Genomic DNA, 19,073 nt, shown 5'->3' on the forward strand with positions numbered 1-19,073 from the left:
GAAATTACTTTAATAAATTATTTTCTTCATTAGGAAAAAGGAGTGCAGGTTTAAACTTTTTGGCAGTTTCAATTTCCATCATAGCATAGGTGATTAATATCAAAGTATCACCTTTTGCAACTTTTCTAGCAGCTGCTCCATTTAAAGTGATCTCCCCACTATTTCTAGGTCCTGGAATAGCATATGTCTCCAAACGCTCTCCGTTGTTATTATTTACGATTTGGACTTTTTCTCCTTCAATTATATTAGCGGCATCCATAAGATCTTCGTCAATAGTAATACTCCCGATATAGTTAAGATCAGCACCGGTTACTTTAACCCTGTGGATTTTTGATTTTACAACGTGTACAAACATGTTACAAAGGTAATTAAATTTAGTTTAAGGCTATGTTATCTATAAGTCGAACATCTCCCGCAAAAACGGCGATAAAAGCTCGATATTTACTATCATTTTTTCTTTCAACAATTGGCTGAAGCGTTGTACTCTCAGAAATTTGAAAATACTCTAATTTAAATAAAGAGTGATTTTCAAAACGCTGTTTAACCAATTCTTTTAAATCAGCAGCATTTTTTGTGCCAAAATCTTTTTTAACTTCTTGCAAGACAGTATAAATAAATGATGCATTTTGTTTTTCATCATTAGTAAGACGCTTGTTTCGCGAACTCATAGCAAGACCATCACTTTCTCTGTGAATAGGACATCCGATGATCTCAACAGGGATATTTTCACTTGCTACCAACTTGCGTACAATTTGTAGTTGTTGAAAATCTTTCTCCCCGAAATATGCGCGCGTAGGAGAAACAATTGCGAAGAGATGACTTAAGACTGTGCCAACACCGTCAAAATGTCCAGGTCTAAATTCTCCTTCCATAACATGTTCGATCCCCCCAAAATCATAAAGATTTACTTTTTGCTCTGAGCCATAGACCTCTGCAGCTTGGGGTGCAAAAAGTATAATATTTTTGGATGTAGAAGATAAAAGTTGAATATCGGCATCTAGATTTCTTGGATATTTTTCGAGATCAGAACTATTATTAAATTGCGTAGGATTTACAAAAATACTAACCACAACGTGATCATTGTTTTTCAACGCTTCTTTAACTAAGGCAATATGGCCCTCATGCAGTGCTCCCATAGTGGGAACAAACCCAATAGTCTTATTTTTTTTTAAAAGGCTTGCAACATCTTCTACAATTTCCTGTCTTTTTTGGTGTAACCGCATGAGTCTAATTAGTTAAAGGCGTGCAAAAATAAGATATTACTGGCAGACTGCATAAAATTTCGTAATTTCGCAAAAATTTATTCCGAAGGAGACGATAAAAGTATCGATTATATGAAAGATAAGAGGATATTGTATGTATCATCAGAAGTAATACCTTACCTACCAGAGACAGAAATTTCATCTATGTCTTTTGAAGCACCTAGAATGGTTAACAGTAAAGGTGGGCAAATTAGAATATTCATGCCTAGGTATGGTAACATTAATGAAAGAAGACATCAATTACATGAAGTCATACGCTTATCGGGTATGAATTTGGTGATCAATGATCTCGACATGCCTTTGATAATAAAGGTGGCTTCTATACCAAAAGAGCGAATGCAGGTTTATTTTATAGATAATGAAGATTATTTTAAAAGAAAAGCGACCTTAACCGATGAAGAAGGCAATTTGTTTCCAGACAATGATGAACGCGCCATATTTTTTGCCAAAGGAGTGATTGAAACGGTGAAGAAACTAAACTGGTCTCCAGATATTATTCATGTACATGGATGGTTAGCGTCTTTATTACCTTTGTATCTTAGGAATTATTATGGAAATGAGCCCTTGTTTAACCAAAGTAAAATAGTCACTTCGGTATACGATCATGGTTTTGAAGGAACGTTGGATAAGAATATGATGGGTAAAATTAAGTTTGATGGAATCGAGGACGAAACTATAGCGAATCTAGACAAACCAACTTATTCCAATCTTATGAAAATTGCTATCGATAATTCGGATGCAATTGTCGTTGGTTCTGAAGAAATACCAGAAGAATTAATAAAACATCTCAAGGTAATCGATCAACCGGTGCTTGAATATAAAAGGCCTGATGAATTTGCAGATGCTTACGAAGATTTTTATAATAATGTAGTGCTCGCATAGAGCAAAAGAAAATATATGAAATTAAAAAATAGGGTAATCAGATTTACTGGTTTTATAGGAGTATTATTGATATTTGGGAGCTGTAATGATGAGTTTAATGAAGTTGGCAGTGGTGTTATAGGTGATGTGAATTTTACTGATAAGGTCTATAGTGCAAAACCTTTAGCGTATACTACCAAATTAGAAAAGGTTCAAACAAGTGGTCTTCAAGGGTATCAATTAGGTGTATATGATGATCCAATATATGGACTTTCTACCTATAGCATTCTTTCCCAGATACAACCCTCGGTCAACAGTCCGGTTTTTGGAAGAAATGCTAAAGTTAAATCTGTTTTTCTAAATATACCTTATCAAAGTACAATTACCAAAACAAGTCAAGACACCAATGGCGAAACCCTTACCGAATATAAATTGGATTCGGTATACGGGAATTCTAAAATTAACATATCAGTATACCGTTCGAATTATTTTTTAAAAGATTTTAATGTAAACTCAGAGGATCGCCAGGTTTATTATCATAATGATATCAATGAAACTTTTGACAAAAGCACTGTGGAAGGCACATTGCTAGCAACATTCGAATCGTTTCTACCATCGAATAGGGAGGTTGAAATAACGATTCCTGATGGAAACGATGAAGGTACTGCTCCAGACATTTCAAGAGTTAGTCCACGCTTGCGTATAGAGTTACCTGCAACATACTTTCAGGATGCGATTATTGCTAAAGAAGGAAGTGCAGAGTTAAGTAATGCGAATAACTTTAGAAATTATTTTAGAGGACTTTTTATTAAAGCAGAAGCAATCGATGAGATGGGTACGCTAATGTATTTCAACATGTCGCAAGCAGATGTTACAATTTTATATTCTTATGAAGAGTTAGATACTTCTGACGAAAATGCAAATGGGGATACTACCGATTATTTGATAAAAGATAAGGAGTTTAAGCTAAACTTTGGTAATAATGTTATAAACGGAATAGAAAATACTCCAAAATTGATAATTCCCGATGGAGATCGTACAGATGGAGATGATAAGCTCTATGTAAAAGGAGGAGATGGAGCTGTTGCAAGTATCGAATTATTTAATGGTACTGTTACCAATGATGACGGTGTCGAGGTAAATGAATTAGAGTATTTGAAGGAGCAACAATGGTTAATTAATGAAGCTAGTTTAAAGTTATACATAGATCAATCTTTGGTTAATGGAGGCGCATCAGAACCAGAGCGATTGTATGTTTTCAATATGAAAACAGGAGAAGTTTTTGCTGATTATGTTTTTGATATTGATCTAAGCCTTTTGAATGAGGAGGATCCGGTGAACTCTATTTTAAATCATCTTGGACGTATTACCAGAGGTAGTGATACTAAAGGACAGTTTTATAAGATAAATTTAACACGTCATATTATTAGAGTTTTAGAGGGCTTGGATGAGAATGATCCAATTGGAGTTTCGGTTTCACAGAATGTTAACATCACCAATAGAGTTAAAGCTTTACCTTCGTCCGGCGATGAGGAGTTTAGAATTCCATTTACCTCTGTTGTAGCTCACGAAGGAACAGTTCTATTTGGTAACACAAATGCAGTTCCAGAAGACAAACAATTGTTACTTGAGATTCTTTATACTCAGGCGCTAAACAACTAATCAATAAATTGCGTTATAGAACATGTGTGGAATTGTAGGGTACGTTGGGCATAGAGAAGCCTATCCCATTATTTTAAAAGGATTAAAAAGATTAGAATACCGTGGATATGATTCTGCTGGTATAGCATTATATGATGGTAATGAGATAAAATTATCTAAGACTAAAGGAAAAGTTGCTGATCTAGAAAGTAGGCTTGAAAAGGAAATATCTACCAAAGGTTCAATAGGGTTAGGACATACCCGTTGGGCAACACATGGTGTTCCTAATGACGTCAACTCTCATCCCCATTATTCTAATTCTGGAGATCTTGTAATAATTCATAATGGTATAATTGAAAATTACGAATCTTTAAAAAAAGAGCTTTCTAATAGAGGATATACTTTTACATCTGATACAGATACAGAGGTTTTAGTTAATCTAATTGAAGATGTAAAGAAAAATGATAATGTTAAGTTAGGTAAAGCTGTTCAAAAAGCACTTAACCAAACTGTTGGTGCATATGCTATTGCAGTTTTTGATAGAAACAAACCAGACGAAATAGTAGTCGCTAGACTAGGTAGCCCATTGGCAATAGGAGTAGGAGAAGACGAATTTTTTATTGCTTCAGATGCATCTCCGTTTTTAGAATATACAAATAATGCTATATATCTAGAAGACGGTGAGATGGCTATTGTGAGACGTGGTAAAGAAATTAAAATAAGAAAAATTAAAGATGATAGTCTTGTAGATCCTTATTTACAAGAACTTCAGATTAATTTGGAGCAGATTGAAAAAGGAGGGTATGATCACTTTATGCTAAAAGAGATTTATGAGCAGCCTAATGCCATTAGCGATACCTATAGAGGTCGTATGCGTGTGGCAGATGGAATCATAAAAATGGCTGGTATTGATGATAATCTCGCGAAGCTTTTAAATGCTAAACGTATCGTTATAGTTGCTTGTGGTACATCTTGGCATGCTGGATTAGTGGCAGAGTATATCTTTGAAGAACTCGTACGCTTACCAGTAGAAGTCGAGTATGCTTCAGAATTTAGATATAGAAATCCAGTAATTCATCAAGATGATGTTGTAATTGCTATTTCGCAAAGTGGAGAAACCGCTGATACAATGGCAGCAATTAAGTTAGCCAAAGAAAAAGGAGCATTTGTTTTTGGGGTATGTAACGTAGTAGGTTCTTCGATATCTAGAGAAACACATGCAGGTGCTTATACACATGCTGGGCCAGAGATAGGGGTTGCCTCTACAAAAGCTTTTACAACGCAAATTACGGTTTTATCGTTGATTGCCTTAAAACTGGCAGAGCGTAAAGGAACGATTTCAAACAGTGATTTTCATTATTACCTTCAAGAGCTTGAAAGAATACCAGAAAAAGTCAAGCATGCATTAGAATCGAATGATCATGTTAAATTTATAGCTGATACCTACAAAGATGCTAAAAACTTTTTGTATTTGGGAAGAGGATTTAACTTTCCTGTCGCTTTGGAAGGAGCGCTCAAACTTAAGGAGATATCATATATTCATGCAGAAGGCTATCCTGCGGCAGAGATGAAGCATGGTCCTATAGCGTTGATCGATGAACAAATGCCAGTGTTAGTTATTGCTACCAAAAAAGGACATTATGATAAAGTGGTTAGTAATATACAAGAAATAAAATCACGTAAGGGTAAGATAATTGCTATTGTTACCGAAGGTGATGAAACAGTACGGGCATTGGCAGATCATGTTATAGAAGTGCCAGAGACAGAAGAATTTTTATCGCCACTCTTAACCACAATACCGCTACAATTATTGTCATATCACATAGCGGTGATGTTAGATAAAAATGTAGATCAACCTAGGAATTTAGCAAAATCCGTAACGGTAGAGTAGTTTTTTTATTGAACACTCTATTTTTTAACTTTTTTTGTAATCAAAATTTAAAAAAACGTATCTTGTTCTCATAACTTAAATCATTTTGGGGTATGAGAACATTTACGTTAATGCTATTCCTGTGTCTAGGATTAGCAGCGTCTTCGCAAACAACTATTTCAGGTAAAATTGTTGATCCAAGAAATCAACCAATACCTAGTGCTAACATCACAGTTATTGGAGCCGCCATAGGTACGGTAGCCGATTTTGATGGCTTTTTTTCACTCACGGTAGCGTTAGAGTTACCGTTTACTATTGAAATTACTAGCGTTGGATTTGACAAAACAGAAAAAGTTATTACTGGACCTGTGTCTGATCTAAATATTATGCTTAATGAAGGAACCGAACTTGATGAGGTAGTTATTTCGGCTTCTAGAACTCCAGAACGAATTTTTGAATCTCCAGTGAGTGTAGAGCGATTCGGTATTAAAGAAATTAAGAATACTCCCTCTGTAGATTTTTATGGAGGTTTAGAAGACCTTAAAGGAGTTGATGTTAATACAAACAGTCTAACATTTAAATCAATTAATACTCGTGGTTTTGCAGGTTTTGCAAATACCAGATTTGTACAACTTATCGATGGTATGGACAACACTGCTCCTGCCTTGAACTTCGTATTGGGTAATTTACTAGGTATGACAGAGCTTGATGTAAATAGTGTTGAACTATTACCAGGAGCTTCTTCAGCTTTATATGGAGCAAATGCTTTTAATGGGATACTTTTTATGACGAGTAAAAATCCCTTTGATCATCAGGGTATTAGTGCTTATTTTAAAGGAGGGATTACCTCTCAGGATGCCGCCGGAGATAACGAGTTTTACGATTACGGAATTCGTATCGCGCATGCGTTCTCTAATAAAATAGCGGCAAAAGCCAATTTTTCTTACTTAAGAGGAACAGATTGGTATGCAACCAATACTACAAATGTATTAGATCCCTCAACTAATCGATCTGATCCAAATTATGATGGTCTCAATGTGTATGGTGATGAAGTAAGTACCAACATTCGTGGTGTGGGAGTAGCATTGGCTGCAAAAGGAATTATTCCAGCCGATGCAGTAAACATATTACCTAATGAAGATGTAAGTAGAACTGGTTATGAAGAGCAGTATTTAAATGATTACAAGGCTGAGAGCATAAAGTTTGACGCTGCTATACATTATCGCCCTTTTGCAGATAATCTAGCAATTATTTATCAAGGTAAAGTAGGAAAAGGTACAACGATTTATCAAGGAGCTAATCGATATTCTATCAGAAATTTTTTCCTTCAGCAACATAAAGTAGAGATTAAGAACAACAATTTTTTTGTTAGAGCCTATATAACCGATGAGGATGCAGGAGATTCGTATGATGTGAGGTTTACAGGGATTAATATAAATCGTAAATGGAAAGATGATCAAACATGGTTTGGAGAATATGCAGGAGCATTTGTACAAGCAACCTTGGCAGGACAACCTTCGGATAATGCGCATGTGATAGCAAGACAGGTGGCCGATACTGGAAGATTACTTCCAGGCACACCATCCTTTCAAGAGGCGTTTCAAGAAGTGACACGAGATCCAGATCTATCTTCAGGATCACAATTTCAAGACGCGACACAACTTCGGCATGCAGATTTAAATTATAATTTTTCACATTTAACAAGTCAACTTGCAGACATCCAAGTAGGAGGCTCTTTCAGAGAGTATAAGTTAAATTCATTTGGAACAATATTTACTGATTTTGATGGTCCTATTCGGTATTCAGAATACGGAGCGTATTTGCAAGTGCAAAAGAAACTTTTGGAAGAACGGTTAAAGCTAACTGGATCTTTGCGATATGATAAATCAGAGCTTTTTGATGGTAATATATCTCCACGTTTATCCGTGGGTTATACACTTGGTTCAGAAAAAAATCACAATTTACGCGCATCCGTACAAACTGGTTTTAGAAATCCAACCACACAAGATTTGTTTATAGGTTTGAATGTGGGACGAGCGGTTTTGGTGGGTTCTGCAGAAGAAAATCTAGATCGTGATATTAGAACATACGAATTGAGTGGTAGTGGAACCGCAATAACAGGAGCTCAAACGGTATCAATTGCAGGTCGAGCAGCGTATGAAAACTCTTTTTCTGCAAATTCTGTAGTAAATGGTGTGCCTGTTCAATCAGAAGTTTCGCTAGTTCAGCCTGAAAAAATCACTGCATTTGAGGTAGGTTATCGAGGTAAAATTGATCGATTTGTTGTGGATTTAAATACGTATTACAATAAGTATAGTGATTTCATTTCTTCAGAAAATGTTATTGTCCCTTTGTATGGGGAAATAGGAGATAATAGCCTTTCGCTACTTGCGCTACAAAATGGAGATATTCAGGTTTATCAGGCCTATACTAATTCTGCTGTGGATATTAATTCGCTAGGTATAATTATTGGTGTGGATACCAAAGTGTTTGGTGGTTTTGATGTAAGTGGTAATTACACTTTTGCCCAACAAGATTTTGATGCTTCTCAAGATGCCGATTTTAGAACAAATTTTAATACTCCAAAACACAAGATAAAGGCTTCTTTTGGTCATTCTAATTTGTTAGCCAACTTTGGTTTCAATACAAGTTATAGATGGAGCGATAGTTATGAATGGGTGGCCTCTTTTGGAGACGGTGAGGTGCCGTCCTTTTCGGTAATTGATGCCCAGATTAACTATAGAATTCCGAAAGTTAAAGCTACCCTTAAGCTAGGCGGAACAAATATTGGTGGAGATGAATATTTCACGGCTTTTGGCACAGGGTATATTGGTTCACAGTATTATCTAGGATTAAGTATAAATAATTTATAGTACTCTTAGTAATGTAATTGCATATCAAATTAAAATTCTAAACATGATAAGCATAACAATATATTGCTTAAAATGAGAAAAGGAATAAGAGTTTGTGTACTTGGCAAGATTAATTTTTCAACCTCTTGCGCTTTAAGAAACACTTTGATGACAATGTAGCTAGTAGTATGCACTTTAATTTAACATCTTAATCAGAGAGATAATAATTTAAAAATCAGAAAAGAACGATTTTTTAAATGTTTTTAAGAAGCCATTTTATTGGCCAGAATTCTAACTTATAAAAAACAGAAAAAAAGCAGTTATTTTTTTTATTTAAAAGACTATATTTGCAGCCTGAAAAAAGCTCGTATTCAGTATAATTGAATACAAATGCTTTTTAAGATAGTTAAATACTAAACATTAAATAGTTATATAATGTCTCAAGTTACGGGTAAAGTATCACAAATTGTAGGTCCGGTTATCGATGTAGAATTCGCTGCCGGTACAGAATTACCAAAGATTTACGATTCGTTAGAAATTAATAAAGCAGACGGTAGTAAGCTAGTGTTAGAGATTCAGTCTCACATTGGTGAAGATACTGTGCGTACAATTGCAATGGATTCCAGTGATGGATTAAGTAGAGGAGTAGAAGCTGTAGCAACAGGATCTCAAATCCAAATGCCAATAGGTGGTGACGTATATGGACGTCTATTTAATGTGATTGGTGATGCAATTGATGGATTAGGAGATCTACCTAAAAGTGGAGATCATGGTCTTCCTATCCACCGTAAAGCACCAAAATTTGAAGATTTATCAACATCTACCGAGGTTTTATTTACAGGTATTAAAGTAATTGATTTGATCGAGCCTTATGCAAAAGGAGGTAAGATTGGATTGTTTGGTGGAGCAGGAGTAGGTAAAACAGTACTTATTCAAGAGTTGATTAACAATATAGCAAAAGGTCACGGTGGTCTTTCTGTATTTGCTGGAGTAGGTGAAAGAACACGTGAAGGAAATGATTTATTGCGTGAGATGTTAGAATCAGGTATTATCAAATACGGAGATGATTTTATGCACTCTATGGAAGCTGGAGGATGGGATCTTTCTAAAGTTGATAAGGAAGTTATGAAAGGGTCTAAAGCAACTTTCGTATTTGGACAAATGAATGAACCACCAGGAGCACGTGCTCGTGTGGCGCTTTCTGGACTTACAATTGCAGAGTATTTCCGTGATGGAGCTGGAGATGGACAGGGTAAAGATGTACTGTTTTTCGTAGATAATATATTCCGTTTTACGCAAGCAGGTTCAGAGGTTTCTGCACTTCTTGGGCGTATGCCATCTGCAGTAGGATACCAACCAACATTAGCTACCGAAATGGGAGCGATGCAAGAGCGTATTACTTCGACTAAAAAAGGATCGATAACATCTGTACAAGCGGTATATGTACCCGCAGATGACCTTACCGATCCAGCACCAGCAACAACGTTTGCTCACTTAGATGCTACTACAGTATTATCTCGTAAAATTGCAGAACTTGGTATATATCCAGCGGTAGATCCGTTAGATTCTACGTCTAGAATTTTAAGTGCTGATATTTTAGGTGATGATCATTATAACTGTGCACAACGTGTAAAAGAGTTGTTACAACACTATAAAGAACTACAAGATATTATAGCCATTCTTGGTATGGAAGAGTTATCTGAAGAGGATAAGTTGGCAGTAGGACGCGCACGTCGAGTACAACGTTTCCTTTCTCAGCCATTCCATGTAGCAGAGCAGTTTACGGGTATACCTGGAGTTCTTGTAGATATTAAAGAAACAATTAAAGGATTTAATATGATTATGGACGGTGAGTTAGATCATCTTCCTGAAGCATCCTTTAACCTTAAAGGAACAATCGAAGAAGCTATTGAAGCTGGTGAAAAAATGTTAGCTGAAGCATAAATTACAGTAAAGAGATTTTAGTAGTGTACGACACAATTATATTGTATCCTTTTCTAATCTCTCAATACGCAATACTTGAAAAATATGTATTTAGAAATAGTAACTCCAGAAGCTGTATTATTTAGTGGTGAAGTAACTTCGGTTGCAGTACCAGGTGTCGAAGGTGAGTTTCAGATGTTAAATAATCATGCACCTATAGTTTCTCTGTTAGGCAAAGGAAAAGTAAAAATTTACGGTACTATAGTATTAGATGATGAAGTAGCAGCTAAATTCTCTAAAGATTCTAATGGAGCTACTGTGCTACCTATTACATCGGGAACGGTAGAGATGAATGACAATAAAGTAATTGTGCTTGCCGATTAAAGGTCAAGTGTATAAAGTATCTAATAATTTAATCCCTGTTAATTATAAATTAACAGGGATTCTCTTTTTTAAGCACTTCCCATTTTACAAGGATCTTTCTAACTAATAGTTTTTATACTAGGTCTTGCTACAGATCTGCAGGATTTATTTTGGAAACAACTTCTAAAAAAAAAATGATTAAATGTACAAGATGTACAAAGGGAAGAATAATAGTTAAAGGAAACTTTCACCTTCAAAAAAATAAAGCTTTTTAAAGTCCTTATAGCGCTTTACCGTATAAGTTCTTCGGTAAAAGGGGTATCCTATTGGTGCCCAAAAACTCATGGGATAATACATATTACTTAGGTAAAAAATTGAGAAAGGTTATCCTGAGTGCATTGAATAATAGAAATACTTCTTAATAATAATTTTTATTTAACAATCATATATTCAGTATTTTATTGAACATAAATTTAGATACGCGTATTTGTGAAAGGATAACTTTTAATTAAAATTACTTAACCTGTACTTAGTACGATCTAGGTAATTAAAGGGTAATTTTAGTTGTATAAACTAACTTAAATGTATATCCAAATGAAAAAAAATTTTATCATTTTAACGCTAATTATTCTATTTTCAAGTTGCGAAAAACAAGATGATTTGGTTCTTGAGCAAAACTTATCGGTTCACCTTACAAGTCATGATTTTTATCTTGAACTCGCGTATCATCATGCTCCTATTCACTATCAGGATGTCGATCCTACTGGGTCACATGGCTTGAATGGAAAAGCAGATTATATTACTCGATATGACTTTGATGGAGATTTAAATGCTACAAATAACTGGAATAACATTTCTAATACTGACCTTAGGGCAAATGCGGTTGGGTACTACTCTGTGGTAGAAACCAAAACCCATTATTATATAATTTATGCTTTTTTTCACCCTAGAGATTGGACCGATATTTGGTTTCTCTATAGTATTGATGAACATGAAAATGACCTAGAAGGCGTACTTACAATCGTAAAAAAAGATAATACGTCTTATGGTAAAGCTCTTGGAGCTGTAACAGTATTTCACTCTGATTTTTATTCTTATAAGGCGCCAGATTCTGGACTTACTAATGGGAGCGAGAGTATAGATGGAACGTTAACATTGCAGAATTATGAAGGAATCAGTCGTTTTAAGACCTCTGCAGAAGCCAAAGGACATGGAATAAAAGCCCATGCCAAACAAAAGCCTGGCGGAAGTGATTATATAGTGTATTATCCTAGTAAAACGATTAGTGAATATCCTTTGGATATAAAAGACAGAAATGTAAAATATAAATTGATGAATATTTTTGAAAATGGAGGTATGTGGGAGCAACGATTTAATACGAACCTATTTAAGAATACCAAATCTTTTCAGAAATCCTATGGCAATGGGACTGCGAACGCACCCTGGAATTGGGATGATAAAAATGATGGAGATAAGCAAGGTTTGCTTAGCGGTGGTCTGGCGTATTATCCAGCTCATTTAGTAGATGAATATTATAACGGGCTGGGTGGTTTTGATAAAACCTATACATACAATCCTTATCTTGGAATTGAATAAAGTAATCACTTTTATCTCAAAATATAAAGGGTCATATTTTGACCCTTTTATTTTAGTAATCCTTTGATGATATCAAGTACGTATAAAAAAGCTTTTCGATTTTAGAACACATTATCTCCAATCCCACTTAATGAGATGCCATTTAATTCCATTAGATTTATAAGTAGTTAATGTTTCAAAACCCAGAGCATCATGTGCTTTTAATGAGCGTATGTTATCAGCAGCTACTTCGGTAATTAAAAGATCGTATTTCTCGTTTAATTCTTCTCTCATTTTAGCATATAATCCTCTAAAAACTCCTTGTTTTCGATATGCTTTGTCAATGCAGATTTGCCCCATAATAATGTAGGAAATATCACTATTCAAATGTTTGTCAATTTCTATAAACATTGACTTAAGAATTTCAATGTCGTTCTTGAATTTTTGCGTCATACATAATGCATAACCCACTACACTATTTTGATCTTTAGCAATAATATGAGGCTCCTGATCATTCATTTTTTTTAGAATGCTGATAGTATGTTGTACAGTTACAAAGCCTTCTTTTTCTTTTTCCTCTGCCGTTACTGCGATTGGTAAGTTTTCTTGTTGAAGTTTAATAATTTGGTGTAATTCTTCAACTAAAGTTACGGTGGTATATATAATGTTTTTCATCTTAAGTATAGATAAGCCGATAGTATGTATAAAGTTAATGCATTGTCTATCTTTGTAAAATTATGAAACCTTAACTTTTGAAATTAATAAAAAACGAAGAATACTTAATTTTAGATATAGTTAAAAGTTTTGGATAATTTTAAAATACGTACAGAAATAACATTTGAAAAATTTACCCAATAGATTACAGGCTAAGCTCGATTTACGAGATGAGAATAAATCACTTAGAAGACTTTCTGAGCGAGCAGATTTAATTGATTTTTCATCGAATGATTATATCGGTTTCGCCTCATCTAAAAATATTTTTGACCAGACACATCAATTGTTGGTAACAAGGAAAATGTATCAAAATGGCGCTACTGGTTCCCGTTTGTTATCAGGAAATCATGACTTGTATAGAGAGACAGAAGACATGCTAGCGGATTTTTACAATGCCGAGAGTGCTTTGATTTTTAATTCTGGTTATGATGCAAATGTTGGTTTTTTTTCATCAATAGCACAGCGAGGTGATATTATTTTCTATGATGAATTGATTCATGCTTCAATACGTGATGGTATTAAAATAAGTAATGCAAAATCATATAAGTTTGCTCATAATAATATTAGTGATTTACAAAAAAGACTACAGCAAAACAAAAGCAACAAAAAAAGTAGCGCTGAGTCTTTCGAAGTATATATTGTGACCGAGTCAGTTTTTTCAATGGATGGTGATATTCCAGATTTACAAGGCTTTGTAACTTTTTGTAAAGAAAATAACTGTCATTTGATAGTAGATGAAGCTCATGCAACAGGAGTTTTTGGAAAATACGGGGTTGGAATACTTCAAGGCTTAGGAATAGAAAACAATATATTTGCTAGGATACATACATTCGGAAAAGCTTTGGGCTGTCACGGAGCAGTCATTTTAGGCTCTAATGAGTTAAAAAAGTATTTGATCAACTTCGCAAGAAGTTTTATTTATACCACAGGATTACCTCCACATTCGTTGGCGACTATTCAATCTGCTCATGCTGCGTTACAGACAACAGATGCAATAGATAGGCTAACTAAAAATATTACATTTTTTAACCAGAATCTTGATGCTACAAATCTAAAATCTCGATTTATAAAAAGTAATTCTGCAATACATTGCTGTATCATCTCGGGAAATGAACATGTTCAAAACGTAGCACGCCAAATTCAGAAAAAAGGTTTCAATGTGAAGCCTATTTTGTCTCCTACCGTCCCAGTGGGTGAAGAACGCTTACGTTTTTGTATACATGCTTATAATTCTAAAGATGAAATTACAAATGTTTTAAACTTGTTAGCTACTTTTGTTCGTGAATACGCAAAGCAAGATCATGAAAATTGAAAACAATAATACACCCAAACGAATCTTTATTACAGGAATTGGTACCGAAGTAGGAAAGACTATAACATCAGCAATCGTTGTAGAGGCGCTACAAGCAGATTATTTTAAACCTATACAAGCTGGAGATTTGGCTTATGGGGATGCAGATAAAGTAAAAACACTGGTTTCTAATACAAAATCTGTGTTTCATCCTAACAGTTATGCACTTAGAACACCTATGAGTCCGCATGCTGCTGCAGAAAAAGAAGGAATTACAATAGATAGTAAGAATATTGTTTTTCCAAATACAAAGAACGCATTAGTGGCTGAAGGAGCTGGAGGGATTCTTGTTCCACTTAATGATACACAGACAATATTGGATATTATACCCAAAGAGTATACAGTTATTGTTGTTTCTCGTCATTATCTTGGGAGTATAAATCATACGCTAATGACCTTAAAATTACTAGAAGAGCAAGGATTTGAAGTTGCGTTGATTTTTAGTGGAGCTGCACACCCTACTACAGAAAATATTATTGAAAAGATGAGTAAGGTTAATGTTCTTGGTAGAATTGATGAAGAACCTTATTTTGATAAGCGGGTAATAGAAGAATATGCAGAGCAGTTCAAGAATAAATTAGAAGCGCTTTAGGATAGTTAGCATTTAAAACGGAAGAAATGAATTCATTAGAAGAAAGAGATAAAAAACACCTCTGGCATCCCTTAACCCAACATCAAATACATCCTGAAGCATTACCCATAGTTAAAGCAAAAGGAGCCTTGTTGTTTGATGAAAAAGGGAACTCGTATATTGATGGTATCGCCTCTTGGTATACTGCCATGTACGGGCATTGCAATGAGTATATTTTGGAGAAAGTAAAGCAACAAATGGAAACGTTAGATCAAATTGTTTTTGCAGGGTTTACTCATCCTCCAGCGATTGAACTTTCGGAAGCATTAATAGCTATTTTACCTAATAATCAAGAAAAAATTTTCTTTTCAGATAATGGATCGACTGCAAATGAAGTAGCCATTAAAATGGCTTTACAATATTTTTTCAATCGAGGTGAAAAGCGACAAACAATCATTGCTTTTGAGGATGGTTTTCATGGCGATACATTTGGAGCTATGTCTGCTTCTGGTTTATCTGTATACAATGGACCTTTCGAAGATTTCTTTATTGATGTAAAAAGAATTGCAGTACCTAATGAACAAAATTTTTCAGAAGTTCTGGAGACGTTGAAATCTATAATATTAGAGAATAAAGTAGCAGCCTTTATATATGAACCGCTAGTGCAAGGAGCTAATGCAATGAAAATGTTTGAAGCAGCACATTTAGATCAACTTTTAAAAGTTTGTAGAGAACATGGAGTGTTGTTAATTGCGGATGAAGTAATGACTGGTTTTGGAAAGACTGGAAAAATATTTGCTTCAGACCATATGGAGATTAAACCAGATCTTATATCCTTATCAAAGGCGTTAACTGCAGGTTTTGTACCTATGGCAATTACCAGTTGTACGCAAGCGATTTATGACGCTTTCTTAGACAATTCAATAGGTAAAGCATTTTTTCATGCACATACGTATTCTGCAAATCCAATTGCATGCTCAGTAGCTTTAGCAGGGATCACTTTGTTGCAATCACCAGAGATCCAGAAAAGTATTACTCGTATTATTACCAACCATCATAAGTTTGATAAAAACATAAAAACGCATCCTAAAGTTCGATCTACGAGGCAGATGGGAATAATATACGCACTAGATTTAGAAATAGAAATGGATCGGTATGGTAAGCAACGGTATGAGATCTTTAATCATTTTATGAATCAAGGTATAGCACTAAGACCATTGGGTAATACTATCTATATTTTACCACCCTATATAACTACCGATGAGCAATTAAATAAAATTTATACAAGTATTTTGGAGCTATTAGAGCGGCTTTAAAAAACCGAATTTTGTTGATCAAAACCAAGTAAATCTATTTGTTCATTTGTGTCGTCAATAATAACATAGATTTCAGAATAATTCCATTGCTCATCGTCTTTGGTTCCAACTATATAAAGTCGGGCTTTTCCCTTAGGTCCCTTAATAGGTAGGTTAATATTAGCGTCGCCCTTATTATTTTTGTAAGATAGAGAACCTTGCATAATGCCATCTGTCTCGATGGGCTCGCCTAGCTTTTTTAGTACGTAGCGGTCTTCTCTAGCCATCTTTAATCCTGTTTCATAAGGATCTGAGGAGGTCATCATTTTACCAACTCCAAAAACAATCGTTCCCAGAAATAAAAAAAATACTACAATAATGGTCAAACATCCACCTAACGGAACTACCCACCCCCAATTTCTGGCAAACCAACTCTTATTTTGTGTCATCATGTCCATGATTTTTATAAATACTAAATGTATGTAAGTAATATTCTTAACAAACGTTAAGAACAGATAAAAAATACTGTAGCTTTTGAACAGAACATCCCAATCCAGTACATTTGTTCAAAAATAGAAAAATTGATCGAACCAATCTCTATAACTGGTATGGCATCTGTATCACCCTTAGGTGTGATGCAGGATGAAATTTGGCGAGCATATCTCAAAAATAAACATCAAGGTTCAATAAGAAAATTTGAAAAATCCTTGGCTATCGTCGCAGAGCTTCCTGAGCAAGCAAAAGAAGCAATTCAAAACTTGCGTAAAAGCTCTTCGCACTATGTAGATCTAGATAATTCAGTTTTATATGGGCTCTATGCAGCCCGAGAAGCTTTTAAAATGGCAAAGTGGGATAATAATTCTCATTTTGGAATCAACGTAGGGTCTTCTCGCGGAGCTACTGAACTTTTTGAAAAATATCATAAAGAATTTATGATTACGGGAAAATCTTCAACACTTAGTTCACCAACTACCACGTTAGGTAACATTTCTTCATGGATCGCTCATGACTTACAAAGTCTTGGTCCAGAGATTAGTCATTCTATTACATGTTCTACAGCTTTACACTCGATGCTTAATGGAGTTGCTTGGATCCAATCTGGCTTAACCGATAAATTTTTGGTAGGGGGTAGTGAAGCACCTTTAACAGGATTCACTATTGAGCAAATGAAAGCCTTAAAAATTTATGCATCTGAAACAGATATAGCGTATCCCTGTCAGGCAATGAATTTAAACAAGAAACGCAATTCGATGTTTTTGGGAGAAGGTGCAGGGGTGATTTGTATGGAAAAAGGAGTTAAAAAAAATGCTGTGGCTTTACTTACTGGTATGGGGTATGCAACAGAAATTTTAAAACATAATATATCAATTTCTACAGAAGCAGATTGTTTTCAGAAATCGATGAAAATGGCATTGCAGGAGATAGACCCTTCTTCAATAGATGCAATTGTTATGCATGCTCCTGGAACGATTAAAGGGGATCAATCAGAATACAATGCAATTCAAAAAGTTTTTGGTAATTCTATGCCTTTAGTTACAACCAACAAATGGAAAATTGGTCATACTTTTGGAGCTAGCGGAATTTTAAGTTTAGAATTTGCTATATTGATGCTGATAAATCAGAGATTCATTTCGATTCCCTTTATAAAATCTAACACTCAACCACGACAATTAAATAAAATTATGGTTAATGCTGTAGGTTTTGGGGGTAATGCTGTGTCTGTAATTGTTGAAAAAAATCATTCATAATTTTAATCTTTAAATAGTGAAAACAAAACATATATTTTGGGGCTTTATAATAGGACTATTTTTTGTAACACATGCCCAACAAAAAATTCATGATGATTTTGAACCCCAGTTATTTGAAATTAATGGGTATAATATAAATATCGAAACCAGAGGTAGCGGGGAACCTATTGTCTTTATTGCTGGAGGACCAGGAGATTCTCATGACTATCTTCAAGGAAACTTTGGCGCATATTATAAAAATAATCAGGTGATTTTTTTTGATGGATTAGGGAGGGGGTTATCAGATGATGCCAAAAACCTTAATGAATATTCAATAGCTACCGATGTTGAAATTTTAGAGGGTATTCGTAAGGTTTTAGATCTTGAGCAGTGGTCAATTGTAGGACATTCGTACGGTACTGTAGTCGCTCAAGCATATGCACTTAAGTATCCTAAAAAAGTATCAAAAATGGTTCTAATAAATGGATTTCATAGTGGTTTAATGTGGCAAGCCAATTGTGACAGCTACAATCGTTATGCTAGAACACATTTTCCATTGATATGGAAAAAAATTGACTCTTTACGTCACAAGGGATACATATCTAGAGATAGCATTTTTGCTGAAGTCTATGGGAGCCTTCCAGTAAAATATGTTTATTATCACGACACAAAATTAAAGCAACCCATGCCCAAAAAGGTTAAACGTTCTTGGAACTCTGATGTATATTATGGAATTGTTGGAGATGATGCAGATTTTCATGTAGCAGGAAGTATGGGAGCTATTGATTTTAGAAAACAATTAGTTTTAATACAAAGTCCTACGTTGGTTATCGCAGGTCGGTATGATGGAGTTTCTACCCCAGAATTTGCAGTGCAATATCAACAGTACATGCCGCAAGCAAGGTTTGAAATGTTTGAAGCAAGTGGGCATAATCCTTATTTGGAGGAGCCAGAGAAATTCTTTAGAATATTCGATCAATTCCTAGAAATAAAAAAACAAGAAAAATAATTTAAAGTTGAAATCATCAATCCCTTAAAAAACAAATACTGATCTTTTATTAATTTTGA

General features: G+C 34.7%; 16 protein-coding genes. 12 read left to right on the plus strand and 4 right to left on the minus strand.

Annotated elements, in window-relative coordinates:
• Nucleotides 1-4: 4 nt before the first annotated feature.
• Nucleotides 5-355: an aspartate 1-decarboxylase gene (panD, locus tag ACE939_RS14040; RefSeq protein WP_378186227.1), complete on the minus strand. Its 351-nt coding sequence runs from the start codon at nt 353-355 to the stop codon at nt 5-7.
• A gap of 19 nt (nt 356-374) precedes the next feature.
• Nucleotides 375-1,223 carry a pantoate--beta-alanine ligase gene (gene panC / locus ACE939_RS14045; RefSeq protein ID WP_378186228.1) on the minus strand — a complete coding sequence of 283 codons (849 nt, stop codon included), beginning with the start codon at nt 1,221-1,223 and terminating at the stop codon, nt 375-377.
• Between the two features lie 111 nt (nt 1,224-1,334).
• On the opposite strand from panC, the gene ACE939_RS14050 reads away from it, so the two are divergent.
• The 7 genes from ACE939_RS14050 to ACE939_RS14080 all read left to right on the plus strand — a co-directional run bounded on the left by ACE939_RS14050 (nt 1,335) and on the right by ACE939_RS14080 (nt 12,368).
• On the plus strand, nt 1,335-2,144 hold the full coding sequence (locus tag ACE939_RS14050; protein WP_378186229.1) for a glycogen/starch synthase: 810 nt from the start codon (nt 1,335-1,337) through the stop codon (nt 2,142-2,144).
• 15 nt (nt 2,145-2,159) lie between these two features.
• Entirely contained in the window at nt 2,160-3,785 is a 1,626-nt protein-coding gene (locus tag ACE939_RS14055) for a DUF4270 domain-containing protein (protein ID WP_378186230.1), read from the plus strand.
• A gap of 22 nt (nt 3,786-3,807) precedes the next feature.
• Nucleotides 3,808-5,655 (plus strand): glutamine--fructose-6-phosphate transaminase (isomerizing), encoded by a 1,848-nt coding sequence (glmS, locus tag ACE939_RS14060; protein WP_378186231.1) that lies wholly within the window; start codon nt 3,808-3,810, stop codon nt 5,653-5,655.
• A gap of 92 nt (nt 5,656-5,747) precedes the next feature.
• The gene (locus ACE939_RS14065) at nt 5,748-8,507 is read left to right on the plus strand and encodes a TonB-dependent receptor (RefSeq protein WP_378186232.1); all 2,760 of its coding nucleotides are present in this window, start codon (nt 5,748-5,750) and stop codon (nt 8,505-8,507) included.
• A 414-nt stretch (nt 8,508-8,921) separates the two neighbouring features.
• The gene (gene atpD, locus ACE939_RS14070; protein WP_378186233.1) at nt 8,922-10,430 is read left to right on the plus strand and encodes a F0F1 ATP synthase subunit beta; all 1,509 of its coding nucleotides are present in this window, start codon (nt 8,922-8,924) and stop codon (nt 10,428-10,430) included.
• 84 nt (nt 10,431-10,514) lie between these two features.
• The gene (locus ACE939_RS14075) at nt 10,515-10,793 is read left to right on the plus strand and encodes a F0F1 ATP synthase subunit epsilon (RefSeq protein ID WP_378186234.1); all 279 of its coding nucleotides are present in this window, start codon (nt 10,515-10,517) and stop codon (nt 10,791-10,793) included.
• Between the two features lie 573 nt (nt 10,794-11,366).
• Nucleotides 11,367-12,368, plus strand: a complete 1,002-nt coding sequence (locus ACE939_RS14080) for a hypothetical protein (protein WP_378186235.1) — start codon at nt 11,367-11,369, stop codon at nt 12,366-12,368.
• A gap of 111 nt (nt 12,369-12,479) precedes the next feature.
• On the opposite strand, the gene ACE939_RS14085 is transcribed toward ACE939_RS14080, so the two are convergent.
• Complete coding sequence (locus ACE939_RS14085; RefSeq protein WP_378186236.1) at nt 12,480-13,022, minus strand: GNAT family N-acetyltransferase; 543 nt, start codon at nt 13,020-13,022, stop codon at nt 12,480-12,482.
• 163 nt (nt 13,023-13,185) lie between these two features.
• Here ACE939_RS14085 and ACE939_RS14090 point away from each other — a divergent pair, with 163 nt between their 5' ends.
• Genes ACE939_RS14090 through bioA form a run of 3 tightly spaced genes read left to right on the plus strand, consistent with a single transcriptional unit; the run spans nt 13,186 to nt 16,299 of the window.
• Nucleotides 13,186-14,373, plus strand: a complete 1,188-nt coding sequence (locus ACE939_RS14090; protein ID WP_378186237.1) for an aminotransferase class I/II-fold pyridoxal phosphate-dependent enzyme — start codon at nt 13,186-13,188, stop codon at nt 14,371-14,373.
• The gene (gene bioD, locus ACE939_RS14095) at nt 14,363-15,004 is read left to right on the plus strand and encodes a dethiobiotin synthase (protein WP_378186238.1); all 642 of its coding nucleotides are present in this window, start codon (nt 14,363-14,365) and stop codon (nt 15,002-15,004) included. The genes ACE939_RS14090 and bioD overlap by 11 nt, the downstream gene beginning before the upstream one ends.
• Before the next feature lie 26 nt (nt 15,005-15,030).
• Nucleotides 15,031-16,299 (plus strand): adenosylmethionine--8-amino-7-oxononanoate transaminase, encoded by a 1,269-nt coding sequence (gene bioA / locus ACE939_RS14100; RefSeq protein WP_378186239.1) that lies wholly within the window; start codon nt 15,031-15,033, stop codon nt 16,297-16,299.
• Here bioA and ACE939_RS14105 read toward each other — a convergent pair.
• Complete coding sequence (locus ACE939_RS14105; RefSeq protein WP_378186240.1) at nt 16,296-16,730, minus strand: cytochrome c oxidase assembly factor Coa1 family protein; 435 nt, start codon at nt 16,728-16,730, stop codon at nt 16,296-16,298. The two genes, bioA and ACE939_RS14105, sit on opposite strands and share 4 nt — an antisense overlap.
• A gap of 129 nt (nt 16,731-16,859) precedes the next feature.
• Between ACE939_RS14105 and ACE939_RS14110 the strand changes: the two genes are divergently transcribed.
• Together ACE939_RS14110 and ACE939_RS14115 are read left to right on the plus strand one after the other, a co-directional pair.
• Nucleotides 16,860-18,026, plus strand: coding sequence for a beta-ketoacyl synthase N-terminal-like domain-containing protein (locus tag ACE939_RS14110; protein WP_378186241.1), 1,167 nt, complete (start codon nt 16,860-16,862; stop codon nt 18,024-18,026).
• A 16-nt stretch (nt 18,027-18,042) separates the two neighbouring features.
• Entirely contained in the window at nt 18,043-19,014 is a 972-nt protein-coding gene (locus tag ACE939_RS14115) for an alpha/beta fold hydrolase (RefSeq protein ID WP_378186242.1), read from the plus strand.
• The last annotated feature ends 59 nt before the right edge of the window (nt 19,015-19,073 follow it).

The organism is Aquimarina rhodophyticola, assembly GCF_042434915.1.
GTDB lineage: Bacteria > Bacteroidota > Bacteroidia > Flavobacteriales > Flavobacteriaceae > Aquimarina.

Bases quoted from the DNA above. Each gene is read 5' to 3' on its own strand.
- ACE939_RS14065 (WP_378186232.1), top strand. From the start codon at position 5,748: ATGAGAACATTTACGTTAATGCTATTCCTGTGTCTAGGATTAGCAGCG.
- glmS (WP_378186231.1), top strand. From the start codon at position 3,808: ATGTGTGGAATTGTAGGGTACGTTGGGCATAGAGAAGCCTATCCCATT.
- ACE939_RS14105 (WP_378186240.1), bottom strand. From the start codon at position 16,730: ATGATGACACAAAATAAGAGTTGGTTTGCCAGAAATTGGGGGTGGGTA.
- ACE939_RS14050 (WP_378186229.1), top strand. From the start codon at position 1,335: ATGAAAGATAAGAGGATATTGTATGTATCATCAGAAGTAATACCTTAC.
- panC (WP_378186228.1), bottom strand. From the start codon at position 1,223: ATGCGGTTACACCAAAAAAGACAGGAAATTGTAGAAGATGTTGCAAGC.
- panD (WP_378186227.1), bottom strand. From the start codon at position 355: ATGTTTGTACACGTTGTAAAATCAAAAATCCACAGGGTTAAAGTAACC.
- ACE939_RS14055 (WP_378186230.1), top strand. From the start codon at position 2,160: ATGAAATTAAAAAATAGGGTAATCAGATTTACTGGTTTTATAGGAGTA.
- atpD (WP_378186233.1), top strand. From the start codon at position 8,922: ATGTCTCAAGTTACGGGTAAAGTATCACAAATTGTAGGTCCGGTTATC.
- ACE939_RS14085 (WP_378186236.1), bottom strand. From the start codon at position 13,022: ATGAAAAACATTATATATACCACCGTAACTTTAGTTGAAGAATTACAC.
- bioD (WP_378186238.1), top strand. From the start codon at position 14,363: ATGAAAATTGAAAACAATAATACACCCAAACGAATCTTTATTACAGGA.
- ACE939_RS14080 (WP_378186235.1), top strand. From the start codon at position 11,367: ATGAAAAAAAATTTTATCATTTTAACGCTAATTATTCTATTTTCAAGT.
- bioA (WP_378186239.1), top strand. From the start codon at position 15,031: ATGAATTCATTAGAAGAAAGAGATAAAAAACACCTCTGGCATCCCTTA.
- ACE939_RS14075 (WP_378186234.1), top strand. From the start codon at position 10,515: ATGTATTTAGAAATAGTAACTCCAGAAGCTGTATTATTTAGTGGTGAA.